Raw genomic sequence first — 24,826 nt, 5'->3', positions numbered from 1 at the left:
ATTGATGTCGTCAGCAATACTCTTGTTAGCAAGGTCATTGGCAAAGCAAAATGTCAAAAACTCCAAATAATTCGCAATTCAAAAGCCCCACCGATATTGCGCGCGAGACATTCAGACAATTGGCGATACAAAGAATTGCGCCAACGCCCGAAGCTTATCGCAAGCTTTACAATGACATCGCCGGCGTACCAGATACGCCAGATCCTGCGCCAGAACCTCAGGCAGAAGCTCCTCCCGAAATCTCGGAAGCAGAAATTTTGCTGGCCAACTTCGCCAATAGCCTGCAAATATCTACCGGTGAAATGGCTACCTATGGACAGCGCTTTAGCCGTGCAATCAAGACAGGCAACTGGCAGGATTATGGCAGAGGACTCGTGCAATTAGCTGAACGCATCACTGCACCACCGAGCACATCAAGCAATATCAGCTTGGTGGATGACCCTCTTCCAGCGCCTGCCGCAAGCAAAAATATCTCCCTGGTAGACGATGGTCCGGTTGAAGATCCGCGTCTGCGCATACTCAAGGATTTACTCTACCGCACCCTGACCCTTGCCCTCACCTCTTTACTGAAGCCAACGCCACAGCTTGCTGGAGAATCCGAAAGTTTGGGCATGTCGGTGAAAACGGCAGTCAATGAAGGCGAACTCAATCAGATTGCTGGTCGTCTCAAGCAACTGTGTTTTCAAATTGAATTGCAAAGTGGTGACAGTGCAGAACAACAGGAATTGCTGTTGCGCTTGTTTGATCTGCTGCTGACCAATATCCATGACTTGCTGGACAATGATAACTGGCTGCGTGGTCAGATAGAAGTCGTACAAAATCTGATCGCAGGCCCTATCGATCACCGCGCATTGCAGGAAGCCACACGCAGCCTGAAAGACGTCATCTACAAGCAAGGTGTACTGAAAAACAGCATTGCCGAGTCAAAAACTTCTGTCAAGAACATGATGACAGCGTTTATCGACAGGTTGAATGCCATGGCAGACAGCACTGGTGCTTACCAGAACAAGATGGGGGCGTATTCAGAGCAACTGAGTTCAGCCAAGGATGTTGCCGAAGTCAGCGGCCTGATTGCCAGCATACTCAGCGAAACCAAGGAAGTGCAATCTGAAACCTTGCGCTCGCGCGACATGATAGTCGCTGCACAAAAAGAAGTCAGCGAAGCCGAAGCACGCATCAAGGAACTGGAAAACAAGCTTGCCCATATGAGCGAACTGGTAAGAGAAGACCAACTCACCGGCAGCTTGAACCGCCGTGGTATGGACGATGTATTTGAACGTGAGGCTGACCGTGCCGACCGTCGCAATACACCGCTATGCGTCGCTCTGCTGGATCTGGATAATTTCAAGAAACTCAATGATACCCATGGTCATGCGGCAGGCGACGAAGCTCTGGTACATCTGGTGCGCATCGTCAAGCAAACCCTGAGGTCCATCGACGTAGTGGCCCGTTATGGCGGTGAGGAATTTGTCATTATCATGCCTGAGACGCAACTTGATGAAGCAGCCCAGGCCATGATGCGGGTACAGCGAGAATTAACCAAGCATTTCTTTACCGCAAACGAGCAAAGGCTGTTTATCACCTTTAGTGCCGGTGTCGCCCTGCGCAATCCGCGCGAAGCTCAGGATGCCACCATTAAACGCGCAGATAAAGCCATGTACGAAGCCAAGCAATCCGGGAAAAACCGGGTCATCAAAGCTGCCTGATCATCTTGTTGATTTGAAATTTCATACGTATTGGATTTAAGCGACTTTTATAACCATCCCTTGACCAGTTGGCAATTCCAATACCTGATATCCACGCTTTCCCAGCCAATCATCTTCGGCAGATTTCTGATCACGATAGTATAGCCATCCATAATCATCCAGTATTAATATTCCTCCTGGTACCAAACGATCAAATAATACTTCCAAGGCACCAATTTCAGCTTCAGCATTATTCATATCCAAATGTATCAATGAAATTTTTTCTGGCACTGCGATTGCAAAACTGTCAGGCACTTTTCCTTGTATCACATGGACATTGGGAGAATCTGCAAATTTCGCCTTCACCTCCTCAAACAGTGTATTACCGTGATCTGGCATAGCATGATGAGACATCTGATCATCGTGCTGGAACAAATCGTAGAGATAATAATGTTTAGATGTAGGGGTAACAGAATTTACATAATCCCAAATAATTTTGGCTGTTGTTCCCTTATAGCAAGCGGCCTCAACAAAATCGCCATCAAGTCGCAATGCATTCCTGGCCGCCCAACAAAGAATGTAATTTCGCCAAATAATTGATTGCTCCGTTGCTCCCGTCGCGCTCTTATTAAAGGCACCCATAAATTTCTCATCGCTCAAGAAACTCAAATTACGGTTATAAGTAAATAAATTGTCAGCAGCAAATATACCCTCCCTGATTGTCAATTGCTCAATAGATTGCTGAAGCCCATCGATAAATTTCTGACCATTCTCAAGAGCATAGAAACCCAACGCAAAATAATTATTATTCATATATTCATATTTTTTTAAGTAAATTTAGACTCATCTGTAACCAATCCAATTCCACCACCCTTTACAACTAAAAAATAGTGAGCGTGGGGATGGCAGTCACAAATTTACCACCCCATGCGCGGATATAGCTTAACTGCCCCTCGATTTCCTGACGCAAATTCCATGGCAGGATCAGAACATAATCCGGCTTGTCGGCAGTCAGTTCCACTTCAGTCAAAATTGGTATTCGGCTGCCTGGCAAGTATTTGCCTTGCTTATGTATATTGATATCGACAACATAGGATAAGAGATCGGGTCTGACACCGGAAAAATTGAGCAAAGTATTGCCCTTTGCTGCAGCACCATAGGCCGCTACTTTTTTACCATCCTTCTTACAGTTCAATAAAAATCCCAGCAGTTCAAACTTGGCTTTCTCGGCCTGTTTCTGTGCATTTTGATAGAAAGCCACATCGGCGATTCCTGCTGCTCTTTCCTTCTCCAGCATGCCAGCGACGCTGTCGCGCTGATCGCGCTGCCCAGTATCATGACGCTGCGCAAGTACACGCAAGCTGCCGCCATGGGTAGGCCATTCCTGCACATCAAAAACCTGCAAACCATTTTTTTCAAAAATTGCCTGCACTGCGTGCAAAGACAAGTAAGAATAATGCTCGTGGTAGGCCGTATCGAACTGATTTTCCTGCACCATATTCAGCAAATGTGGAAATTCAAAACTCGCCACTCCCTGAGGTTTAAGCAAGGCAGCAAAGCCAGCAACAAAATCATTGATGTCAGGCACATGCGCCAGCACATTATTGGCAACCGTGAGATCAGCAGACTGCTGATTTGTCTTCAACTCTTGTGCAAGTTCAGTGCCAAAGAATTTTTCTATAACAGGAATACCTCGGTCACGCGCTGCATTGGCGGTGCTGGTCGTTGGTTCTATTCCCAGGCAAGGAATGCCTGCTGCTTTCACATACTGCAGTAAGTAACCATCATTGGCAGCAACCTCTACGACCAGGCTATTTTCATCCAAAGCCAATTCTTGTCGCATCGTCGTGACGAATTGCTCTGCGTGCTTCAACCAGCTCGCGGAACAAGAACTGAAGTAAGCATAATCAGCATCAAACAGATTTTCGCGGCCAGTAAAATCCAGAGTCTGAGCCAGCCAGCAGGAATCACAAACCATCAGCTTCAAAGGCAGCCAGATTTCCGGATTTTCCAGTGTATCGGCACGCAGATACGCATTTGAGGGTGGTGCACTACCCAGATCGAGAAATGGTTTCGTCAACTCGTGATCACAATGCCGGCATTTCATACGCTTACTCCACTAAATTCATTGTTCAGCATAGGAAAAACACGATCTTTCCCGGATATTTCAGATATTGCCAAAGGCAGGTTGATTCCCAATTTTTCATCCAATATGTTCAAGCCCAGTTCATGCGTGGGCATATAGCGTTGACTGTGGCAGTACATCATTTCCACCTCATCAGTGAGGGTTTGAAATCCATGTGCAAAGCCTTCAGGCAATAAGTAACTACATTTATTTTCTGCCGACAAGATGACGGCATGCCACTGCAGGAAAGTCGGTGAATCTCTTCTGACGTCGACAGCCACATCCCACACCTCGCCTTTCAGGCAGGTAATCAGCTTCATCTCGGTATAGGGCGGGCGCTGCATATGCAAACCCCTGAATGTGCCTTTTTTAACAGTCAATGTCCGATTAATCTGGCTGATGGGCTGCTGCCAGCCGAATGATGCCAGCTCATCGGCGCAAAACATGCGCTCCAGATAACCACGCTCATCACCCAAAGGTTTGCGCTTCAAGAGGTGCAGGCCTGCCAGTGGCGTAGGTATCAAATCGAAGCGATCAGACATGGCAATCCCTAGCAATTTTCTTCATAACAGCCTTAAAAGTAGGCATCAATATCGCGCTGACATAGTTCTTGTGCAGAAGCACCAGCTAAAAAATCTGCATACCAGCGCACAGTGCGCGATACCGCCACCGATAAATCCCAGCGCGGTGCTATCGCCAATTGCTCCCTGGCCTTGCTGGCATCGAGTGATAATAAGCCAGCCTCATGCACGCCTGCTAGATTGACTGCAAAATCAACATCGCCGCGGCCAAACTCCTGTCTGGCCAACTCCACTACTTCGCGCACTGTTGCTGCACCGTCAGGGCCAAAATTCCAGGCCTGTGCAAGGCTGGCATGTTGATACCCAACCTGGGCCAGCGACAAATAAGCTGCCAAAGGCTCCAGCACATGCTGCCATGGGCGCACCGATTCTGGTCGGCGCACCTGCAAAGTCTGACCATTTTCCCATGCCCGTATCGCATCTGGCAGCAGCCTGTCTTCAGACCAGTCACCACCACCAATTACGTTACCGGCGCGGGCAACGGCAACCGTCAATCCTTGCTCCGCCAAAAATGAATCGCGGTAGCTGGAAATCAATAATTCAGAAGCAGCCTTGCTGGCGCTATAGGGGTCATGCCCGCCAAGTTCAGCCGTTTCAGGATAGGGATGTATCTGTTCAAGATTGCGATAGACTTTATCTGTCGTCACCATCACGGCGACTCTTGCACTCTCCTGGCCGCGCAAAGCTTCCAGCACATGAGCGCTGCCCATGATGTTGGTCGCAAATGTTGCCAGCGGCTCTCGATAACTGGGTCTGACCAAAGCTTGTGCAGCAAGATGTAAAACCACCTCAGGCTGACAATCTTGCACGACCTGTTTGACCAATGCAGCATCCCTGATATCGCCAATATGGCTGTGCATGCCCTGATCCAATTTTAAAGCCGTAAACAGGCTAGGGGTAGTATTTGGAGCCAGCGATAATCCAGTCAGCTCTGCCCCAAGTTTTTTGAGCAAGAAGGCTAACCATGCACCTTTAAAACCAGTATGCCCTGTCAGTAATACTCTGCGGCCGCGCCAAAACTCTTTATCCAGTTGCATACGGCTTACCATTTCCGCCACGGTGCACTGCCTGACTGCCACAATTCTTCGAGCAGGTTTTTTTCACGCAGGGTATCCATGGGTTGCCAGAATCCAGCATGTTCAAATGCCATTAATTGCTGCGCGCCCGCCAGTTCAGTCAGGGGCCCTTGCTCCCAGGTGATGCCATCATTTTCAATAAGATTTAGCACCTTGGGTGACAAGACAAAAAATCCACCGTTGATCCAGCCGCCATCACCCCGCGGTTTTTCAACGAAACCCAACACTTGGTCGCCGTTACGCTGCAATACACCATAGCGCCCCGGCGGCAAGACAGCTGTGACAGTAGCAAGCTTGCCATGATTACGGTGAAAATTGATCGATGCTGTAATATCAAGATCTGATACACCATCGCCATAGGTAAAACAAAATGCTTCCTCGTCCTGGATATAAGGCGCGACTCTTTTGAGGCGTCCACCCGTCATGGTTTCTTCACCCGTATCTACCAGGGTGACTTTCCATGGTTCTGCATGGCGTTCATGGACTTCCATATGGTTTTTTTGCATGTCTATGGTGACGTCCGACATATGCAAGAAATAGTTGGCGAAATACTCCTTAATCAGATATCCCTTATAGCCACAACAAATCACAAAATCATTCACTCCGTGAGCTGAATATGACTTCATGATGTGCCAGAGTATGGGGCGTCCGCCTATTTCTACCATGGGCTTGGGCTTGAGATGGGTTTCTTCAGAAATCCGCGTTCCCAGTCCACCAGCCAGAATTACCGCTTTCATGCGTATTGCTCCTTACTGTAAATTTCCGACATTTTACGACAGGTCTGCGCCAGACCCCGTAAGGACGCAAGAATCTCAATTTTTGATTTCAATTTCACTCAACTTTACTCTGTCAATTTTGCCATTGGCATTTTTTGGCAAGCTATCCAGAAAGCACAGATGCCTGGGCACCATGTAGGCAGGCACAATAGCGGCAACCCTGGCTAGCAGATACGCTGACTGGCTCTCTACATTGACGGCGGCATAGGCAATGATCTGACCCAGGCCGTTATCAAATTTTTTGTAAATTACTGCACATTCAGTCACCTCACCCAGAGTATTGATGGCAGCTTCAATCTCCTCCAACTCTATGCGATACCCCATGTGCTTGATCTGGAAATCTGCCCTGCCCTGGAAATGCAGATTAGCTTCGGCATCGCGCATGACGATGTCACCGGTACGGTAACCCACATCGGTATAACGTGTATGCAAAGGGTTTTGCACGAAGGCTAATTCGCTACGCTGGACATCATTGTAATAAGCCAGACCGACTTGAGGCCCGCGCAAGAACAATTCGCCTTTGTCTGGATTTTGCTCATCCAGCGCCAATATCTCGTAATCAAAATTTTGGGCCAGCTTGCCCAAAGGGGCCAGACTGTTCATATCGTCGAAATCTGCAGCCTGGACCTGATAAGCAGAACAGATGCAGGTACATTCCGTCGGGCCATACACATTTTCCAGCTCGGCACGGTCGGCAAACAAATCAAATAATTGCTTGAGTTTGGTTTTTGGGAAACCCTCTCCACCGAAAATGATTTTTCGTATATTGGGCAAATCAGTTTTGCTCAAAGCACGCGTCGTCAATAAATACACCAGCATGGATGGCACAGAAAACCAGATAGTACAGGCAGCCTGATTCAGCAAGCGAACCAGTGCACGGGTGTCATGCACTTGCTTTACCGTGAATGGCAACAAAGTCGCACCGGAAAACAAAGCGATATAAAAATCGAAAACGGAATTATCAAAATAACTGGGATTCACATTGGTCAGCACGTCGTGCTCAGTCACACTAAACCTGTCCCGCGCCCACTGTATGAACCACAACAGATTTGCGTGAGACATCACCGCGCCTTTGGGCGAACCGGTGGAACCAGAAGTGAACATGATATAAGCAGGAGAGCTGCCGGACACTGTCCGGCAATCTGGCAACTCGACATCCCTGGCAGACGCCTGCAATTCAGCCATGCTTATATGCCTGACGTTTACTTCCTCAAATTGCGGATCAGTGAATGGCAAATCCGAAAAACTGTTGACTAACAGTGCTGGTTCGCAGGTGCGCAGGATTTTGCGCAAACGTTCCCAGGGGCTGGCGGGGTCAAGATTGGTATAAATCAAACCCAGTCGTAAACAGGCCAGCATGCAGGCGAATGCATCGGCTGACTTGTCATTGAATAAGGCTACTACCTGCCCCTGCCTCAAGCCTTGCGCATGCAGAGCACGCGCCAGTTGTTCCGCTCTGTCGCTCAGGTCGCGATAGCTGATGGCCTCGTCAGCGGCCGGATAATACAGTGCCCGCCTGTCAGCAAAACGACAGGCTATTTCATTAAAAGCCAGAGCCAGATTTGAGATATAAGTCATATGCCAAGCAAGGACAAATTAAAGCACCAGGCCACCATCTACTTCAAGAATGCTGCCTGTCAGGTAATCGTTTTCTATTGCGTAGTGGACTGCTTGAGAAACAGCTTGCATAGCACCAAGACGCCGCAAAGGCACTTGCTGTTGCAATTTCGCCAGCATGGTTTCGCTTAATGCTGCACGGGTGGACGGCGTATCGATAAATCCGGGAGCAATCGCGATAAAGCGCAGGCCCAGCGGGCCCAATTCCTTGGCCCAGGTATGCGTCAGTGCGTTGACCCCTGCCTTGGCAGCAGAATAGGCAGATTGGCCAGCATTGCCATTGGCAGCAATAGAACTAATGGAAATCACCACGCCTTTTTTGCGTTTGGCCAGCATGTGGTCGACGACACGGCTAGTCACAAAAAATACAGAATCAAGATCTGTCGCCATTACTTTGCGCCAATTATCTCTTGAGTGCGCACGTTCGGTCCGCGACAGCATATTCACCAAAGGTTCGCTATGAATAATGCCTGCATTATTGATGAGGACATCAATATCAAAGCCCGCTTCTGTCACTGTCTGTATGGCGATATCAACGGCATCAGCATTCGCCACATCACACTGCACGGCGCGAACACGAGCAGAAGCAAGCTGATTCAATTCCTCACATAGGTTTTCATCATACTCAAGTACAAATACATTGGCACCTGCCTCATCAAGCTGTTCAACCAGATACCGGCCGATACCACGCCCACCGCCGGTGACAAGTACATTGGTGCCTGTGAGCTTCATATATTTGCACCTTGCGCCAGCAAGGCTTTACGCGCATCACCAACTGACTTCATATCAGCGATCTGGTCACCGTTAAACTGGATCTGGTAAGTGTCTTCCAGGCGAGTGATCAAAATCATGTGCGCGAGGGAGTCCCAACTGCCTATCTCGGTCAATATCAAGGTATCGATAATGCTGGATTCTGGCAAACCGAACACTTCAGAGAATATTTTTTCTATCGTCATATCTATTTTTACTTTTGCTGCGAAATTTAATACCACGGAAGGCATTAATTAAATTGTACAAATAAAGCCTTGCCACAGACGAAGGATAAAGCGATGTCTTTTGCCCTATCCAGCAATAACTGGTTGCCAATACGGTAAGGGCCATCACCGTGTGCCCAGATGTAATCATCAAGTATCAGCCATGCACCAGGCTTTAATAAAGTCAGCCAGTGCACGCAGTCCTCTTGTACTCGCGCAAAGTCATGGTTACCGTCTATATGTATCAGTGAAATTTGTCCTGAAAAATTGACCGACGCATTGGACGGTGATGAAAAATCTCTCTTGTTCGCATATTCTGTAAACGCGGCAACCGATGGTAATTGCAAATGCGCATGCTGCCCGCGATTGAATGGCACCATGTTGACATAAAAGCCCTCACTCAAGACCTTGAAATCCCAGTCATCTACCAGCGCCTGGAATGAAGTTGTCGAGTCAGTTTGTATGGCCTGTTCCCGCCCCCACGGGTCCACCGTCAAAAGCGGACCTATATTGTATTTCATTGCCAGGTAAGACAAGACAAAAGCAGAGCGCCCCATCAGGGAGCCTATCTCTACGACATCGCCATCCACAACGGCAGAGGCAATACCCATCAGTGCGGCCAGCTTGTCGTCATTGGATTCGCCATAAATCAGACTCACCTGCCGCAGCACCCCAGCCACTTCGATTAAAGATAAAGCCTGATTTCCAGCGGCGCACAATTCGACAAATTCCAATAAACGACTGGCCCTTGCCATCAACTGCCGGTGCTGCTGCACCTGTTGCCGTATCGGTGATTGCCCGACCATTTCTATTTGCAGTTGATGCGTATTGATAAACCGCTGCATGAAGTCATAGACACTGGACACTGGGCTATACAACCTCCGCACAGGATAAGTTTGCAGCAAACTCAGGAAGTGATGACTAAAGTCCTCGGCATAAATTGAGGGCAAATGCAATACCTCAGCGCCATTGCTGGCCAGCAGATCACTCTTTACCGAGGCTGCACACAAGGTGTTTTCTGCACGGTGCTGTGCTGCAGTCAGATAATCCAGTGCCGACTGGTCTACTGCCGGGAATATCAGGGTCACGTTGCCTTGTTTAGCATTGTCCATGGCCGGAGTCCGTTCAGTCTTTCTGACCTATGTCACGCTGAGCTGCTTCGCGCACTACTTCATCCAGCCATTGATGCATGCTTTTGCCAGTTTTTGCGCGCGCCTCATAGGCCAAACGCTTGGCTTCTGCACTGACGCCTTCGAGTTGCCCATACAGACGGGTTCTGTGAGTGCCGCCACGCGCACCTGGTATGTCGAAATCAAGGTCGGCGCCTGGCTCCCCTTCTCCCACCACAAAGTCGATCAAATAGAATACCCCGCCTATGATCCATTCGAGGCGGGTTTTGCGCGCTTCGACTGGCAACTTGTCCAGCGGCAGTGTGTAGACAAATTCAGGGTTTGAATTCATCAATATCTTGCCAAACTCGGTTTCTCTTAGCCACGGTGGCATGCTCTCATCGCCTACAACGACTTTGCCACCCGGTTTCGTGACTCTGGCCATTTCAGAAAAGGCGCGCTTGATATCACCAAATGCATTGATACCACCAAAATGGAAACAAGCATCAAAGCTGTTATCGGCAAACGGCAGATAATAGCCATTGGCGAGCGCAGGTTCGACATGGGTATCCACGCCATGCATGCGCTCCAGGTTTTTGTTCAAGAATGAGGGCGACAGATCCTGAATATACAATTTGCCATCCGGCCCCAGCCTTTTGGCGATGATCTCTGAATCCCTTCCAGTACCTGCGCCGGTTTCCAGCACGATACTGCCTGGAGTGAGATTGAGCTTGTCGACCATGGCATTACGTACGACTTGCTCGTCTTCGCCATAAGTACTGAAAGTCAGGGGTAAAAAACGGTCATAGGCATCTGCCCTGTCTTCATATTGTTGCAAGGCTTTTTGATCTGCCACAGGCAATTCAAAAGGGTAAACAAAATTGGGAACACCCTTGACGATATCAAAACGATTGCCCGATGCGCTGCTGAGTGTGCCCGACACTATTCCGTTCTCATCCTTAACCTCATTTGACAAAACCAGGGGTTCCAGTGTGATGGGATCAACATAGAAATTCTCTTCGCCAAAACGCATGTTCGCTCCAGGTGTAATGTTAAATAGGCTTATGCCATAGTGTATGTGCATTTAAGCAATTTCTTAGCCCCGAATTCAAGGGGAAGACCCACTTATTTCTCATAATGAAGCGCTGCAAGCCTATCCAGATGTTTTATAACAACGATTTTGGGGGAAATAGCCAGCTTGAGCAAAAAATAGCGCAATTTCAAATCATTCTTTTATGCAATCAAAAGATAATAAAAAGCTTATACAGTATAGTGAGAAAATCTCTCGAAATCGACTTGAAGACAAGCAGGCCCTCATATGAAAAACATGAAACCTATAGTGATTTTTGGTTTAGGCAAAATTTCTGATGTCGTCTATCAACACATAGTGCGTGATCAGAGCTTCCAGGTCCTGGCATTTACTTGCGACAGGCAGTGGCTGGACCAGGCGACTATAGGCAAGGGCACGCATCAGGGCTTGCCTGTTATCGCATTTGAAGACCTGGAAAAGACCTATCCGCCAGAGTCGGTAGACTTGATTATCGCCATGGGCTATCAAAATCTGAATGCCAGCCGTCTGCAAAAGTGTGCTGAAGCTAAAGCCCGTGGTTACCATCTGGTCAGTTATGTCAGCCCCAAAGCAGACTATGGACACTGGTTGAATATGGGTGAAAATTGCGTCATTCTTGACGGCGTGGGCATACAGCCTGGTGCCAGCATAGGTAATAATGTCTTTATCTGGAACAATTCGCTGATTGGTCATCACTCCACCATCAAGGACGATTGCTGGATTGCCGCCGGTGTCACCATAGGCGGCAGCACGACACTGGGAGAGCGCTGCTTCGTCGGCCTGAATGCGACTTTAGGTGGCGAAATCACGGTTGGTGCCGATAACCTGCTAGGCGGGGCCAGCCTGATACTAAAAAGCACCGCTGACAAAAGTGTATTCGTCGCTGCGGGCACAGAAAAATTCAGGCTGGACAGCCCCACCTTCCTCAGAATGACATCCTTGCCAGCCATGGGCAACGGACAGAAAAAGGATTAATGGCATGCTGAAATGGAAAAAACTGGGTCAGATATTTAACCCCTGTACCAGCCAGCCCCGTCCATGGATGCAGGAATATGCACAATGTCCGACCGCATTCATTTTGAATGAAAACACCGTCCGGGTTTTTATTGCATCCCGACCCAAGCCTGATTCTGATCTGAAATATGTGTCCTATCCCGGTTATGTCGATCTGGACCGTCATGATTTGTCAAAAGTGGTGGCGATTGCAGAATCCCCATTACTGGCTTTGGGCGGCTCTGGCGCATTCGACGAATTTGGCATCATGCCCAGCAGCTTTATCGAAACGGGTAATAGCATTCATGCCTATTACACAGGCTGGACGCGGATGTCTTCTGTCCCTTACACACTGGCTATTGGCCTGGCGACCAGCACAGATGGTGGCAGCAGCTTTGCCAAGCTGGGCCAGGGCCCCGTCTTGGGATTAAGCTTGAAAGAAGCCTACTTTGTCACCGGCCCCAGTGTCTTGAAAGTCGGGGATGCGTGGTATATGTGGTATCTGAGTGGCAAGAAATGGTTATTTGCCGAAGGAAAGCATGAACCTGTCTATCAGGTGGCCCTGGCAATATCCTCAGATGGCATCAACTGGCAGCATGATGGCCAGCCCGTGGTTCCACGCCTCAGTGAAGATGAGTGCCAGGATATTTTTTCGCCCTTTTTCATGAATGGTAAATGGCATGCTGTTTTCGCCTGGCGCCATCCCTCCACTACGGGCGGTGCTTACCGCATGGGTTATGCATCATCGACCGATCTGAAAACCTGGATAAGGGACGATGCACAAGCTGGTATATCCACTTCGGACAGCGGCTGGGACGCACAAATGATTTGTTACCCAAATATCAAGGAAATCGATGGCCGCATTTTCATGTTCTATTGCGGCAATTCCTTTGGCAAGGAAGGCTTTGGTGTTGCAGAACTGATTTCGGAAGATGAACAATGACTATCATTGAGCAATTGCTGGATGAACCCAATCAGCAAAGAATATTACTGGCTCAGTTAAAAGCCAGCAGCAAGCCCGTCATCATCTATGGCGCAGGTGTCTATGCGTATGTACTGAAACGTTTTCTGGAATTGAATGGCATCAAAATCCAGGCAGCAATGGTGGATGCAGAATATCTTGTGCAACAGGCATTTACCGATCTGCCCGTCGTCAGCACTGAGGATTACACAGGACAATTAGAAAATTGCCACATCATCGTCGGCATTACCAATTACCCGCCCATGCTTGAGAAACTCAGGCGACTAGGTGCCAATGATGTCCATGTGATTGATATCCCTGACTATTTGAACATGCCTCACGCTTTCATGGACAGGCAATTTGTCATACAAAATAGCGGTAATTTTGATCAGGCATATGGTTTATTCGAAGATGAATTATCCCGGCAAACCTATGTCGCAGCGATCAATACCAAGATCAGTGAAAATCTGGCCCATATTGCTCCCTGTGTCAGGCTGGACAATCTTTATTTCCCCAGCTCGGAATTTTCACCTGGCGATCATGAAAGTTTTCTTGATGTGGGCGGTTTTACTGGTGACACCATCAAGGAATTTCACGAGATCAAACATGGCGGTTACGACAAAATCATCTCACTGGAACCGGGTGACAAGAATTTCCTGGAATTACAACAAACCGTAGCTGAACTGCATATCCCCAGAATCACCGCCATCAAGCTCGGTGCCTGGCATGAGAAAACCGTATTGCGCTTCACGACCAAAGCCATGCACATTGATAATGAAATCAGTGAGACGGGAGCTAGTGAAATCCAGGTGGACACTATAGATGCGATATTGCAGCAATCAGGCAGCGCCGTCAGCCTCATCAAACTCGACATTAATGGGGCTGAATACAATGCATTGAGCGGCGCACGCCTGAGCATTAACAAGTACAGGCCAAATATCGTCGTCCGGTTACACAAGAAAGAAGACTTTTACCGCCTGCCCATCTTGCTCAAGGAAATTGCGCCTGATATGAAGCTATATCTGCGGCAGCGTAATTACATGTCCATGATGTTAATCATGTATGGTGTTTTTGATCTACATCAGTAGTCTGGCTAATCCAAAGCCATGACGGCCAAATTCATTGCCGTTATAGAGCATGTAAATCTGGCCCTGGCAGGCAAACACATGCGGGTAGCAAGCCATGCCCGAATCCCAGCCAGCATCTGATAAGCCCAGACTCAGTTCATTATCATCACGTTGCCAGTTCTGCAGATCTCTAGAACTGGCATGACCTATGCGATAAGAGCGTTCGCGATTATGACGAAAATCACTGGCTTCACGATAACAAAAAAACATGTGATACGTGCCAGCTATTTCTATGACTGTTGGCAATGCCTGGCATTCATCTGGCCCCAGTCTGGAGGCGATAATCTCTTGTCCGTCATTCTTTTTCCAGTCTATGCCATTTGCAGAAACTGCATGGCCTATCTTGTACACCCTGTCATGCTCGGCTTGCGCATCAAAATGCTGCCAGCCTTTGCCGAAGATATACCACATATGAAAATGCCCGCCATATACCTGCACGAAGGGATCGGCTATCAGGCAGGGTTCATGTAAAGAAGCTGACAATACCGGACCATCCCCCAGTCGCTGGAAGGTCCTGCCCTCATCCTGGCTGAGTGCTATGCCTATGGCGCTATCAACCGGCACCGAACTGCGTCGGTTGACACCACCTATATAGCCATAGATCTGACCTGCATGGCGCATGACATTCAAAGGGAAAATACCATGTTCGTCAAAACAGCCAGGCTTTCCCAATGAAATCACTTCATGCGCGGAAACAGCAAGGATATCCTTGAAATTCAAAGCCATATCCACGTAAGCGATATGACTAAGGTATTTGCCATTGCTGGCATCCAGACTGCGTGTAGAAAAAAAAATGCGGGCAAAAGTGTCAAACAATAGCACTTGCGGCGCTTGCGCAAATGACTGACAGTCATTTGGCAGTTGATGCCCGGTGGGATCAAAAATTTGCCCCAGTTTTTCCCATTTCATCATGCAATGGCTGCTTTCATAGCAAGGTGTAGCCGTTTTTCAGGTAGTCACTGATCTCATCGTCAGAATTGAACATCATGAGATCAATGATGGACAGCCAGGGCACGAATTTGGCTCCAAATTGCTGGTATTCGCGTAACTCTGACTGAATAAAATTCAAGGCAATATTGCGGGATAAAAAATCTGCTTTGGAATACAAATCCTGACCACCGAGCGCATTCACATACTGTGTAGCCCCTAAGCTCTGGCATATTGCCAACACTTTGTCCTGGTTTTTTAAGCTGTGATCAATATCCAGACTGGATGACTTAATTATTTTTGTTGATATATGCAGATGGGTGCAAATTTTCACTACTGAATGATACAAAAACTCAAACAGATTACGCTCCGGATAGCGCACTATCGATTCGAGCAAGGGATAAATCTGCTTGAAATATGGCGCATGCAAATACGCAGCCCTGATTTGATTGAGCAGTTTTTTTGCATCAAAATTATCCGCCAGCTCTCTGTCAACAACGTCCAGATAATCAGATGCTGTCTTCAACGGTAAAGAAATCAGTTTGTCGCTACCATCCTGCAAGATACGGTTTCGGTTGATCCAGCCTTTTTTGGTGTATTTGATATTATCGTAAATAACAAAGACATCGACCGATGAAATTAACTGAAAATAGGCGACGTAAGGACAAAAGTAAGGCTGCATGATTGCCACTTTTTTCTGAACTGGCATATCCTTCATCCCCAAAATGGCATTGATCAACTCACTTGTTACCACCATTTATCTTTCAAAGATTTTTCATTCAACAGACGATTAAATCTATCACTCTATCGAGTTCTTCTTCGCTTAATCCGGGATAAATAGGTAAGCAAATCACCTTGCTGGCAATCTCTCTGGCGACAGGCAAATTGCTATGCGCAGCCGAAACCAGTCCCCGATACATGGGAAAATCGCTGATCAGGGGGTAGAAATAACGTCGCGCATAAATTTCATGCTCACGCAACTTCTGGAACAAGGCATCACGCGACATCACATAATCTGCCTCTACCAGGATGGGAAAATAGGAATTATTGGGCTTGGTGTCAGCAATATCATGAATACAAGTAATACCGCTGACATTTTCCAGCTTTTGCCTGTACTGGGTAGCGATTTTTTGCCTTGCTTCCAGCACTGCATCAATTTCCTTCAATTGCAGCAGACCCAGTGCAGCATTGAATTCACTCATTTTGCCATTAATGCCTGGGGCAACTACCGTGACTTCATCAACAAAACCAAAATTCTTGAGATGATCTATATGCTGCTTGGTTTTCAGATCCGGGCACACAATCGCCCCACCCTCAAAGGTATTGAAAACCTTGGTTGCATGAAAACTGAGTATGGACATATCGCCACAATTGAGCAGGCTGTCTCCACGATACTGCACACCAAAGGCATGCGCCGCATCGTAGATCAGCTTCAAACCATAATTGTCAGCAATTTTTTGTATGCGGTCGACATCACATGGCCTGCCATAGCAATGCACAGGCATGATGGCTGATGTTTGCGGTGTAATGGCAGCTTCAATTTTTCCTGGGTCGAGATTAAAAGTAAGCGGATCAATATCGACAAAGACCGGTTTGATGCCATTCCATAAGAGCGAATGCGCAGTCGCTACAAAAGAATATGGCGTGGTAATCACCTCGCCATTGATGCGCAGGGATTGCAGGGCCGTGATCAGGGCGATGGTGGCATTGGCAAACAGGCAGAGATGCTTTACTCCCAGGTAATCACAGAGCGCCTGTTCCAGCTCATGATGAAATGGACCACTATTCGTCAAAATCTTGTTCGCCCAGATCTTTTCCAGATAAGGCATGAACTCTTCCAGTGGTGGCAACACTGGTTGAGTGACATAGATAGATGAATTGCCGTCCGCTTTTTTCATATTCTTTTCCAGATGGATGCATCAGAACTTCATTACTTTTTATCTCATTTTCACGAATTTGAAATTTTAAGTTGAGACTTATCTATGGAGAAAGCTTCAGGCGCTCTTCCATCACACCAGCCACTCCACATTTTTCGCATGGCCTGATCCAATGCCTCAGCAATTAATTCGGGCTTGCACTTAATGGAACTTTCACAAATTGACCTCAGTGACATTCTGATTGCAGACAAGCTTTCCAGATTGTCACACCAGTATTTGCCCCTGACCACAAAATCATCCAGATCACGTGCCAGAAAACCCTGCATGCCAACCTGGCCCAAAATTGCAGCGGCACTTCTGGATGCTAGCAAACTTCCATCTATAGATAAAGTCGGTACGCCCATCCACAGGCCATGATGTGTCGTTGTGCCACCATTAAACGGGAATGAATCCAGGCAGATATCTATCTTATTATAGAGAGCCAGATAGTCTTCTACATTGGTTCTTCCGTAATAACTGATACGCTCAGGAGATATGCCATTTGCGGCAAAAGCCGCAGCCAGCGTTGACTTATCAAAGCCAGACGGCATAGCCCCCATCAAAATTCTTGAATCCTTGACCTCATTCAATAAATGTGACCAAGCCTGTATGGTCACTGCATTGACTTTACTTAAGCGGTTGAAGCTGCCGAAACTGATATAACCATTACTCAATGCAGGCAATGCTTCTACTGACGGTGCCAGTGGGCTGGGCAAGAATGGGGCTGCGCAAGGCAGACTGGCGATTTTCTCAGTAAATAAATGATCAAATTGCCCTTGGGGCAAATAAAAAGGGTCACCAATAAAATAATCCATGGCTTGCAAACCCGTTGTTCCCGGATAACCTATCCAGCTAAATTGTATGGGAGCAGGCTTGTGAGCAAACACCATGAGCCGGTTTTTTGCAGTATGCCCGGATAAATCACAGAGAATATCTACCTGATCTGCCAATATTTGTTCAACTACCGTCGTATCGTCGATCTTATTAATTTTTCGCCAATACTTGAAATAGCCACGCATCTCTCTGGTGACTTCATCTTCCACCTCATTATTATCGTAGGCATACAATTCAAGCGTAGCGATACGGGATAAATAATCAAGGACAGGGATGGCAAATGTAGCCACTGCGTGATTATGAAAATCCCCTGACACAAAGCCAACTCGCAAAACACGGTCTTTAACTTTGCTATTCTGATGCGTGGGCCAGTGCGGTTTTAAGGGCAATTCATATCTTGCGCTGTAATTCAAATGCTCTTGAAAAAGCTCCTGTGAATCAAGCTTGCCGGTTTCACTTAAACAAAACAAAAGGCAGGTATTGGCCTCGGTTTCATTCTTCCCAAACCGGATGGCGCGGCGAAAATGTTGCTCAGCCATGTCGATATCAGAATCCAGCGATATGCAGATCTGCCCCAGACAACGATGGGCATTGCTTAATTTGGGATCGATTTCCAGCGCTTTTTCAAAATAAGGTCGCGCTGTCGTAAAGTCTTTTTTATCCAGATAAATACTGCCTATATTATTATAGGCATCGGCCAATTTTGGGTTTAACTCTATAGCACGCTGCAAGTAAGGCAAGGCTTCATCATCCCTGTCCATCAATGACAAAACTGAGCCCAGCGCATGATGCGCCTCAGCCATGGCCGGAAATTTTGTGAGGGCTTGCTGCGCAAGCTCCAGAGCCTGTGGGAACATTTTTCTTTCCCGTAATATCCCCACCAAATTGAAACTCGCCACGGCAAAATCTGGTGCCTGCATCAATAACTTGCGCAGGCAAGCCTCTGCTTCTGCCAATTTGCCTGTAGCTCTCAGCAAATTTGCCAGATTATTATAAGCGGCGAGCATCTTGTTATCGAGATCAAGGGCTTTCCTGTAATGCGCCTCCGCAATGTCCAACTTCTTGTTTTTTACTGACGCCAGGGCGTAGTTAAAGTGGGCCACTGCATCATCTGGTAATAATTCCAGCGACTTCCACAAGGCTTGTTCTGCCTCTTCCAGGCGAGCTGAGCTCAACAGAACGAGGCCTAAAAATCGCCAGGCTATGCCATCGCGGGCATTCTTTTGTATCAGTTTGCGCGCATGCCGCTCTACTTCCTTGAAATTGGCTTGTTCATACAATAAAGATAATTTATTTAATTCTGCAGCGTTCCCTGCAATATGTTTTGGTGAACTAGCGTTAACAGGAGCCGGGCTTTCCGTCACTGGCAATGCAGGTTCTGGCTGCAAATTGCCAGCTTCTGCCGCTTGCTCCCCCTGAAATACGGAAGCACGCAAATCCATCGCCTGACGGACTATTTCAGCATCGCCAAACAAATTCAGTACTTCTATATAGGTATCCCAATATTCAGTACGCTGTGGATCGCCCTGAATTGCAGCTTCAAGGTAGACCAGCGATTCATCAGCCGAACCTGAGGAGGCCAGCAACTTACCCAATTCATAATTGGCATCAGGCCGCCCCGGGATATTTTCCAAAATCAATTTGTAGTGCGCTATCGCATGTGGCAGGTTTCCGGCAACAATTGCCGCCTGCGCCAGTTGCAATAACTGCTGGATAGCCTGCTCAAGCGCCTCCCCTGCTGTTATTTCAGCAATTTTTCCATCAGGGCTGGCGGGAGAAACATGTTGACTCATAGCAAAACCTTAATAAAAAGGGCCAGGCGCTGCGCCCTGCTAATGATGATTGTCTTAAAAAAGAGGACTTTTCATGGTCGACAATAGCAAATAAATGTTAACTTCAAGCCGAAAATAAACGTATAAATGGTCTCAAGTATTTTGAAATGCTGCCGTTTAGCGGAATATTAAGAGCAACTTTACCCTCAAAATAAAATATTTACTTTGAGCAACCCATTAAACTTTTAAAATAAGCGTCCGATACCTGATTGCAACGGCGGTCCAACATATTGGTAGCACAGACCAAAGTTTAAGGCCACCGGCCATATTTACATAACTTGGGTAAGGAGAATTAACATGGCTTCATTTATTAATACCAATATCTCGTCATTGAATGCTCAACGCAATCTGACTACATCTCAGTCTTCGCTGAACACTTCTTTGCAACGTTTGTCTTCTGGTCTGCGTATCAATAGCGCAAAAGACGATGCTGCGGGTCTGGCGATTTCCGAACGTCTGTCTTCACAAATCGGTGGTTTGAACCAAGCTGTCCGTAATGCAAATGACGGTATCTCTCTTGCGCAAACAGCTGAGGGCGATTTGACACAAATCGGTTCCAACTTGCAACGTATCCGTGACCTGGCAGTTCAAGCAGCCAACGGCTCCAATAGTGCCAGTGACCGTGCCGCTCTGAATAACGAAGCATCACAACTGATCTCTGAGATCAACCGTGTTGCCAGCTCATCCAACTTTAACGGCGTTAATCTGCTGGACGGTAGCTTCACAGCACAAACTTTCCAAGTTGGTGCAAATGCAACATCGAACGATCAAATTTCCATCACTTCCATCGCCAGTGCCAAATCATCCAGCCTGGGTGTTGGTGCCAGCTCCAGCTACTCCACCAACGTTTCTGGTGGCGTGAATGGCGTCGGTGGCTTCCAGTCTGGCGACCTGGTCATCAACGGTTTCAATATCGGCGCAACATCTGGCGACGGCGTATCTTATGCTGACAGCAAAGGTAGTGCGATTGCAAAAGCTGCAGCCATCAATGCAGCAAATGGCTCTACTGGCGTTACAGCAACTGCTCAAGCTACAACTACCAGCGGTACAGCAGCAACTGGCTTCGCAACAGCCATCGCTTCTGGCGATGTTCTGATCAATGGTGTTGATATCGGTGCACTGGCTGCTGCTGGTACAGCTGCTGAACGTGGCGCTCAAGTTACTGCTGCGATCAATGCAAAATCTTCACAAACAGGTGTTACAGCAGCATTTGACACTACGACAGGTGCAGTAGCTCTGACAGCAGCTGACGGCAGAAACATCACTGTTTCCAAAACCAATGCTTCCTCTGGTCTGGCTGCAACAGTGACTGGCCTGGGTAGCGCAACTACTGGTGCTGCAACAGCAGTCGGTACAGCAGCTGCAACGACAACTACAGCAGGTACTGTCAAACTGACATCTACCAACTCTGCTGGTATCGTATTGGCAAACGGTGGGGCTGGTGCCGCAACTGCAGGTACAACTATCACTGGTACTAACTCCAATATTGCTGCTGGCGACATCCAGATCAATGGTGTAGATATCGGCGCAATCACTGGTGGTGCAACGGCTACATTGCAAGGCGATGCAATTCGCGATGCAATCAACCAAAAAACCAAAGACACTGGCGTAACTGCAACTAACACTGCAGGCGTTATCACACTGACAAGTTCGCAAAATGCTGGCTATACCTTTACTTTGAAAGGTACAGCGACTCTGGCAAATTCTGGTCTGGCAGTTGGTACGACAACAGTAGCAGGTGCCGGTGCAACAGCCGCTGGCCTGACAGCTGGCGCGACTGCAGCAACAGCAACAGTTGGTGCGGGTGTTTCGTCTCTTGACCTGACAACAGCTGCTGGCGCTACATCGGCCTTGACAACCATTGACGCAGCTCTGGCTTCTGTCAATAGTTCACGTGCTTCTTTGGGTGCTTACCAAAACCGTTTCTCCTCAGCAGTCAACAGCTTGAACACAACTTCTGAGAACTTGACAGCTTCCCGTAGCCGTATCCGTGATGCTGACTTCGCTCAAGAAACAGCAACATTGACACGTGGTCAAGTATTGCAACAAGCTGGTACCGCAATCTTGGCTCAGGCGAACGCATTACCACAAGGCGTCTTGGCTCTGCTGCGTGGCTAATCAATGAAATAAAAGTCGTTTTTCATTGAAAATGAGTGGTCCCCTGGTCAATTTTATGATCAGGGGAATTTTACTTTAAGGAAACATCATGGACGTCCTATCGATTACCAGTTCATCGCCAGGAGCACCTGTTTCAGATCGATTGAGCAATGCAGCACCCGCTCCACAGATCGCGCAAAGCGCCGCGCCTCTACAGACTGCCAATCCGGTCAGGTCCGCTGGCCAAAGCGCCAAGGCAGCCTCTGCCGACGATATTAATAAGGCGGTTGCCGAGATTAATAAATCCATACAGGTGAGCTCTCAAAACCTGGAATTCAGTGTTGATAATGACGCCAAGGAAGTGGTAGTCAAGATTGTCGACCAGCAAACCAAGCAGGTCATCAGACAAATTCCTACTGAAGAAGCATTAGAGATTGCCAAGTCACTGGATAAATTACAAGGTTTGCTGATAAAACAGACTGCCTAAGATGAAATTTATGTCTATATTGAAAACAAGCAGGTAAATTCCCTTCTAAAGTCTGATTTACCCTTGCCGTTAATAAAGTAAAGTACCACTAACCAAAGGGGAATCACGTGGCAGGAATTCAATCAACAGGCATAGGTTCAAATCTTAATGTGAACGATATCGTCTCCAAGCTTATGCAGGTGGAGAGCCAGCCATTGACATCGCTTGCAAAAAAAGAGGCGAGCTTCCAGGCCAAGTTATCAGCGTATGGCACCCTGAATGGTGCGGTCAGTGCCTTTCAAAATGCATTGACGTCACTCAACAATCCATCCACTTTTCAATCACTGAATGCAAGTGCAGGTGATTCCACCGTCGCCTTTGCAACAGCCAATAGCGCGGCGACAGCCGGTAGCTATAGCGTTGCTGTCACCAAGCTGGCGCAAGCGCAGGGCTTGTCAAGTGCGGGCCAGGTAAGCTCAACCAACGCAATAGGCACGGGTACAGAAACCACCATCAGCTTTACTTTCGGCACTATTACCGGCACTGCTGTTAACGGCATTTATCCACCGGGCAGCACATTCCAGCAAGATGCGAATCAAACTGTCGGTACGGTAAAAATTAATAGCACGAATAATTCCCTGCAGGGCATTCGTGATGCGATCAATGCGTCCAATATAGGTGTTTCCGCATCCATCGTCGGCGACGGTAGTGCCACACCTTACCATCTGGTACTTAATTCCAGCAAAACCGGCGCTGCATCCAGCCTCAAGATTACTTCTTCAGGTGAAGATGCTGCAGTGACATCTCTACTGGCTTACGATCCGGCCAGCACGCAAAATTTTACTGAAGTCAGCACAGCACAGAATGCCAGTCTGAGCGTGAATGGCATTGCGATTTCCAGTGCTTCCAATACGGTTCTGGGTGCAATACAAGGGGTATCGCTGACGGTATCCAAAGTTGGCACGACCTCTATTTCAGTCTCTGCAAATACCACTGGCATCACGGCGGGCGTCAATAGTTTCGTCAAAGCCTACAATGATCTCAATACGACCATAAAAAGCCTGACATCTTACGATGCCACCACCAATAAAGCTGGCTTGCTATTAGGTGACTCGACGACACAAAGTATACAAAACCAGATCAGGAAGACTTTATCTTCTTCTGTGAATGGCCTGGGTGGTGGTCTGACTACGCTGTCACAAATTGGTGTCAGCTTCCAGAAAGATGGCTCCATTTCGCTGGATGCATCCAAATTATCCAGCGCCCTCGCGACCAAATTCAGTGACGTCGGTGGCTTGTTTGCTTCTTTAGGTTCTGCAACAGATAGTCTGGTTAGCTTGACTGGCTCGTCCACTGCCACCAAGGCTGGCAGTTATGCACTATCGATTACTCAAATCGCCACCAAATCCAGCCTCACGGGTGATCTGACCCTGCCACCGTCAACTACGATAGACCCAAGCACCAAAATCAGCGTAACACTGGATGGAGTTGTTGCCGATGTCAGCCTGGCGGCGGGCAATTATACGGCCACTGAACTGGCAACCCTGATTCAATCGTCGATTAACAGCACGACTGCTTTTAGTGCTGTAGGTGCATCTGCAAAAGCCAGTGTTGTTGGCGGTGTCCTGGTTCTGGAATCCAATAAATATGGCTCCACCTCTGCCATTAACATTGCCAACAGTACCGGAACTGGTGTCGCATCGCTTACAGGTACGGTAGTAGCTGGCACCGCAGGCAAGGATGTTGCCGGCTCCCTCAACGGCATCACAGGCACTGGCAATGGCCAGATACTGACGGGAGCTGCAGGCAGCCCTTCTGAAGGACTCAAACTCCTCATCGCCGGTGGATCAACCGGCGCGCGTGGCAACGTCAATTTCTCAGTTGGTTATGCAACACAGTTAAGCAGCCTGATCAGTGGTTTCACAGGCAGTTCAGGCACCATCACCAGCACCACCTCTGGCGTCACTGCCAGCATCAAAGAAATCGGCAAGCAACGTACTACCTTAAATAGTCGCTTATTTGATGTGGAGGCACGTTACAGAGCTCAATTTACTGCTCTCGACAGGATAGTAAGCGGACTCAATAACACCAGTACCTTCTTAACACAGCAATTGGCAGCATTAACAGGCAGCAAGTAATCCAATAATTTGTTAAGCATGCAAGAGAATATAAGGAAACGAGATTATGTTTGGCTCTTCACAAGCACGCGGCGCCAATGCCTATGCAAAGGTTGGTATTGAGACTGGCGTTGTCGCCGCCAGCCCACACAAATTGATAGTCATGCTGTTTGACGGGGCAATTGTTGCCATTTCAAATGCCGTGCACCACCTGGGCACTGGCGAAGTTGCATCCAAAGGGCAAGCCATATCAAAAGCCATTGCCATCATAGAAAACGGCTTGCGTGCCAGCCTGGATAAAAAAGCCGGGGGTGAAATCGCCGTCAGCCTGGACTCATTGTATGAGTACATGACTGCCAGGTTACTGCAGGCAAATCTGGAAAATAGTGCGGTCATGCTCACCGAAGTACAGAATTTATTACGTGATTTAAAAACTTCCTGGGAAGCCATCTCGCCCACGAAAGAAGTCGTCAATGAAATCCCCAAAGCAAATATTGACCCATTATCACCTCGTCCTGCCAACTTTGTTGAGGCTTGAATCAAG

At 47.8% G+C, this 24,826-nt stretch carries 22 protein-coding genes; 8 read left to right on the top strand and 14 right to left on the bottom strand.

The features are described 5' to 3' along the window. Nucleotides 1-50: 50 nt before the first annotated feature. Nucleotides 51-1,706, top strand: a complete 1,656-nt coding sequence (locus DFR42_RS01700) for a GGDEF domain-containing protein (RefSeq protein ID WP_110253216.1) — start codon at nucleotides 51-53, stop codon at nucleotides 1,704-1,706. Between the two features lie 36 nt (nucleotides 1,707-1,742). On the opposite strand, the gene DFR42_RS01695 is transcribed toward DFR42_RS01700, so the two are convergent. The 10 genes from DFR42_RS01695 to DFR42_RS01650 all read right to left on the bottom strand — a co-directional run bounded on the left by DFR42_RS01695 (nucleotide 1,743) and on the right by DFR42_RS01650 (nucleotide 10,976). Next, on the bottom strand, nucleotides 1,743-2,498 hold the full coding sequence (locus DFR42_RS01695; RefSeq protein WP_110253215.1) for a TylF/MycF/NovP-related O-methyltransferase: 756 nt from the start codon (nucleotides 2,496-2,498) through the stop codon (nucleotides 1,743-1,745). Nucleotides 2,499-2,565: 67 nt separating this feature from the next. Continuing rightward, nucleotides 2,566-3,792, bottom strand: a complete 1,227-nt coding sequence (locus tag DFR42_RS01690; RefSeq protein ID WP_110253214.1) for a class I SAM-dependent methyltransferase — start codon at nucleotides 3,790-3,792, stop codon at nucleotides 2,566-2,568. Beyond that, nucleotides 3,789-4,352 carry a dTDP-4-dehydrorhamnose 3,5-epimerase family protein gene (locus DFR42_RS01685; RefSeq protein WP_110253213.1) on the bottom strand — a complete coding sequence of 188 codons (564 nt, stop codon included), beginning with the start codon at nucleotides 4,350-4,352 and terminating at the stop codon, nucleotides 3,789-3,791. The genes DFR42_RS01690 and DFR42_RS01685 overlap by 4 nt, the downstream gene beginning before the upstream one ends. 32 nt (nucleotides 4,353-4,384) lie before the next feature. Next, nucleotides 4,385-5,440: a CDP-glucose 4,6-dehydratase gene (gene rfbG / locus DFR42_RS01680; protein WP_245936856.1), complete on the bottom strand. Its 1,056-nt coding sequence runs from the start codon at nucleotides 5,438-5,440 to the stop codon at nucleotides 4,385-4,387. Beyond that, complete coding sequence (rfbF, locus tag DFR42_RS01675; RefSeq protein ID WP_110253212.1) at nucleotides 5,434-6,204, bottom strand: glucose-1-phosphate cytidylyltransferase; 771 nt, start codon at nucleotides 6,202-6,204, stop codon at nucleotides 5,434-5,436. Before rfbF ends, rfbG begins: the two co-directional genes overlap by 7 nt. Before the next feature lie 75 nt (nucleotides 6,205-6,279). After that, nucleotides 6,280-7,821 (bottom strand): amino acid adenylation domain-containing protein, encoded by a 1,542-nt coding sequence (locus DFR42_RS01670; protein ID WP_110253211.1) that lies wholly within the window; start codon nucleotides 7,819-7,821, stop codon nucleotides 6,280-6,282. A gap of 18 nt (nucleotides 7,822-7,839) precedes the next feature. Beyond that, nucleotides 7,840-8,592 carry an SDR family NAD(P)-dependent oxidoreductase gene (locus DFR42_RS01665; RefSeq protein ID WP_110253210.1) on the bottom strand — a complete coding sequence of 251 codons (753 nt, stop codon included), beginning with the start codon at nucleotides 8,590-8,592 and terminating at the stop codon, nucleotides 7,840-7,842. Next, nucleotides 8,589-8,816 (bottom strand): acyl carrier protein, encoded by a 228-nt coding sequence (locus tag DFR42_RS01660; RefSeq protein ID WP_170133385.1) that lies wholly within the window; start codon nucleotides 8,814-8,816, stop codon nucleotides 8,589-8,591. The genes DFR42_RS01665 and DFR42_RS01660 overlap by 4 nt, the downstream gene beginning before the upstream one ends. Nucleotides 8,817-8,860: 44 nt before the next feature. Beyond that, complete coding sequence (locus DFR42_RS01655) at nucleotides 8,861-9,946, bottom strand: class I SAM-dependent methyltransferase (protein ID WP_110253208.1); 1,086 nt, start codon at nucleotides 9,944-9,946, stop codon at nucleotides 8,861-8,863. A 13-nt stretch (nucleotides 9,947-9,959) separates the two neighbouring features. After that, entirely contained in the window at nucleotides 9,960-10,976 is a 1,017-nt protein-coding gene (locus tag DFR42_RS01650; protein WP_170133384.1) for a class I SAM-dependent methyltransferase, read from the bottom strand. 285 nt (nucleotides 10,977-11,261) lie between these two features. Here DFR42_RS01650 and DFR42_RS01645 point away from each other — a divergent pair, with 285 nt between their 5' ends. Genes DFR42_RS01645 through DFR42_RS01635 form a run of 3 tightly spaced genes read left to right on the top strand, consistent with a single transcriptional unit; the run spans nucleotide 11,262 to nucleotide 14,054 of the window. Next, the gene (locus DFR42_RS01645) at nucleotides 11,262-11,987 is read left to right on the top strand and encodes an LbetaH domain-containing protein (protein WP_110253206.1); all 726 of its coding nucleotides are present in this window, start codon (nucleotides 11,262-11,264) and stop codon (nucleotides 11,985-11,987) included. A gap of 4 nt (nucleotides 11,988-11,991) precedes the next feature. After that, nucleotides 11,992-12,948 carry a glycoside hydrolase family 32 protein gene (locus DFR42_RS01640; RefSeq protein ID WP_211324106.1) on the top strand — a complete coding sequence of 319 codons (957 nt, stop codon included), beginning with the start codon at nucleotides 11,992-11,994 and terminating at the stop codon, nucleotides 12,946-12,948. Beyond that, a complete protein-coding gene (locus DFR42_RS01635) occupies nucleotides 12,945-14,054 on the top strand; it encodes an FkbM family methyltransferase (protein ID WP_110253204.1) in 1,110 nt (369 codons plus the stop codon). Before DFR42_RS01640 ends, DFR42_RS01635 begins: the two co-directional genes overlap by 4 nt. Here the strand turns inward: DFR42_RS01635 and DFR42_RS01630 are convergent. From DFR42_RS01630 to DFR42_RS01615, 4 genes are all read right to left on the bottom strand, one after another. Further along, the gene (locus DFR42_RS01630) at nucleotides 14,043-15,005 is read right to left on the bottom strand and encodes a glycoside hydrolase family protein (RefSeq protein ID WP_110253203.1); all 963 of its coding nucleotides are present in this window, start codon (nucleotides 15,003-15,005) and stop codon (nucleotides 14,043-14,045) included. The genes DFR42_RS01635 and DFR42_RS01630 overlap by 12 nt on opposite strands. 13 nt (nucleotides 15,006-15,018) lie before the next feature. Beyond that, nucleotides 15,019-15,729, bottom strand: a complete 711-nt coding sequence (locus tag DFR42_RS01625) for a WbqC family protein (protein ID WP_211324104.1) — start codon at nucleotides 15,727-15,729, stop codon at nucleotides 15,019-15,021. Between the two features lie 70 nt (nucleotides 15,730-15,799). Beyond that, nucleotides 15,800-16,918: a DegT/DnrJ/EryC1/StrS family aminotransferase gene (locus tag DFR42_RS01620; protein WP_110253202.1), complete on the bottom strand. Its 1,119-nt coding sequence runs from the start codon at nucleotides 16,916-16,918 to the stop codon at nucleotides 15,800-15,802. A gap of 50 nt (nucleotides 16,919-16,968) precedes the next feature. Then, nucleotides 16,969-19,563 carry a tetratricopeptide repeat protein gene (locus DFR42_RS01615; protein ID WP_110253201.1) on the bottom strand — a complete coding sequence of 865 codons (2,595 nt, stop codon included), beginning with the start codon at nucleotides 19,561-19,563 and terminating at the stop codon, nucleotides 16,969-16,971. Nucleotides 19,564-19,899: 336 nt separating this feature from the next. Between DFR42_RS01615 and DFR42_RS01610 the strand changes: the two genes are divergently transcribed. The 4 genes from DFR42_RS01610 (at nucleotide 19,900) to fliS (ending at nucleotide 24,820) form a co-directional block, all read left to right on the top strand. Then, entirely contained in the window at nucleotides 19,900-21,720 is a 1,821-nt protein-coding gene (locus tag DFR42_RS01610; protein ID WP_110253200.1) for a flagellin N-terminal helical domain-containing protein, read from the top strand. Nucleotides 21,721-21,808: 88 nt separating this feature from the next. After that, nucleotides 21,809-22,186 (top strand): flagellar protein FlaG, encoded by a 378-nt coding sequence (locus tag DFR42_RS01605; protein ID WP_110253199.1) that lies wholly within the window; start codon nucleotides 21,809-21,811, stop codon nucleotides 22,184-22,186. Between the two features lie 107 nt (nucleotides 22,187-22,293). Further along, complete coding sequence (fliD, locus tag DFR42_RS01600; RefSeq protein WP_245936789.1) at nucleotides 22,294-24,303, top strand: flagellar filament capping protein FliD; 2,010 nt, start codon at nucleotides 22,294-22,296, stop codon at nucleotides 24,301-24,303. Nucleotides 24,304-24,349: 46 nt separating this feature from the next. Then, complete coding sequence (fliS, locus tag DFR42_RS01595; protein WP_110253197.1) at nucleotides 24,350-24,820, top strand: flagellar export chaperone FliS; 471 nt, start codon at nucleotides 24,350-24,352, stop codon at nucleotides 24,818-24,820. The last annotated feature ends 6 nt before the right edge of the window (nucleotides 24,821-24,826 follow it).

It is taken from the genome of Undibacterium pigrum, assembly GCF_003201815.1.
Classification (GTDB): Bacteria; Pseudomonadota; Gammaproteobacteria; order Burkholderiales; family Burkholderiaceae_D; genus Undibacterium; species Undibacterium pigrum.
This window is presented reverse-complemented; position numbering and strand designations above follow the sequence as displayed.

Bases quoted from the DNA above. Each gene is read 5' to 3' on its own strand.
- DFR42_RS01685 (WP_110253213.1), bottom strand. From the start codon at position 4,352: ATGTCTGATCGCTTCGATTTGATACCTACGCCACTGGCAGGCCTGCAC.
- DFR42_RS01655 (WP_110253208.1), bottom strand. From the start codon at position 9,946: ATGGACAATGCTAAACAAGGCAACGTGACCCTGATATTCCCGGCAGTA.
- DFR42_RS01695 (WP_110253215.1), bottom strand. From the start codon at position 2,498: ATGAATAATAATTATTTTGCGTTGGGTTTCTATGCTCTTGAGAATGGT.
- fliS (WP_110253197.1), top strand. From the start codon at position 24,350: ATGTTTGGCTCTTCACAAGCACGCGGCGCCAATGCCTATGCAAAGGTT.
- rfbF (WP_110253212.1), bottom strand. From the start codon at position 6,204: ATGAAAGCGGTAATTCTGGCTGGTGGACTGGGAACGCGGATTTCTGAA.
- DFR42_RS01620 (WP_110253202.1), bottom strand. From the start codon at position 16,918: ATGAAAAAAGCGGACGGCAATTCATCTATCTATGTCACTCAACCAGTG.
- DFR42_RS01630 (WP_110253203.1), bottom strand. From the start codon at position 15,005: ATGATGAAATGGGAAAAACTGGGGCAAATTTTTGATCCCACCGGGCAT.
- DFR42_RS01610 (WP_110253200.1), top strand. From the start codon at position 19,900: ATGGCTTCATTTATTAATACCAATATCTCGTCATTGAATGCTCAACGC.
- DFR42_RS01625 (WP_211324104.1), bottom strand. From the start codon at position 15,729: ATGCCAGTTCAGAAAAAAGTGGCAATCATGCAGCCTTACTTTTGTCCT.
- DFR42_RS01660 (WP_170133385.1), bottom strand. From the start codon at position 8,816: ATGACGATAGAAAAAATATTCTCTGAAGTGTTCGGTTTGCCAGAATCC.
- DFR42_RS01690 (WP_110253214.1), bottom strand. From the start codon at position 3,792: ATGAAATGCCGGCATTGTGATCACGAGTTGACGAAACCATTTCTCGAT.
- DFR42_RS01635 (WP_110253204.1), top strand. From the start codon at position 12,945: ATGACTATCATTGAGCAATTGCTGGATGAACCCAATCAGCAAAGAATA.
- DFR42_RS01700 (WP_110253216.1), top strand. From the start codon at position 51: ATGTCAAAAACTCCAAATAATTCGCAATTCAAAAGCCCCACCGATATT.
- DFR42_RS01615 (WP_110253201.1), bottom strand. From the start codon at position 19,563: ATGAGTCAACATGTTTCTCCCGCCAGCCCTGATGGAAAAATTGCTGAA.
- DFR42_RS01650 (WP_170133384.1), bottom strand. From the start codon at position 10,976: ATGCGTTTTGGCGAAGAGAATTTCTATGTTGATCCCATCACACTGGAA.
- DFR42_RS01645 (WP_110253206.1), top strand. From the start codon at position 11,262: ATGAAAAACATGAAACCTATAGTGATTTTTGGTTTAGGCAAAATTTCT.
- rfbG (WP_245936856.1), bottom strand. From the start codon at position 5,440: ATGGTAAGCCGTATGCAACTGGATAAAGAGTTTTGGCGCGGCCGCAGA.
- DFR42_RS01665 (WP_110253210.1), bottom strand. From the start codon at position 8,592: ATGAAGCTCACAGGCACCAATGTACTTGTCACCGGCGGTGGGCGTGGT.
- DFR42_RS01670 (WP_110253211.1), bottom strand. From the start codon at position 7,821: ATGACTTATATCTCAAATCTGGCTCTGGCTTTTAATGAAATAGCCTGT.
- DFR42_RS01605 (WP_110253199.1), top strand. From the start codon at position 21,809: ATGGACGTCCTATCGATTACCAGTTCATCGCCAGGAGCACCTGTTTCA.
- DFR42_RS01640 (WP_211324106.1), top strand. From the start codon at position 11,992: ATGCTGAAATGGAAAAAACTGGGTCAGATATTTAACCCCTGTACCAGC.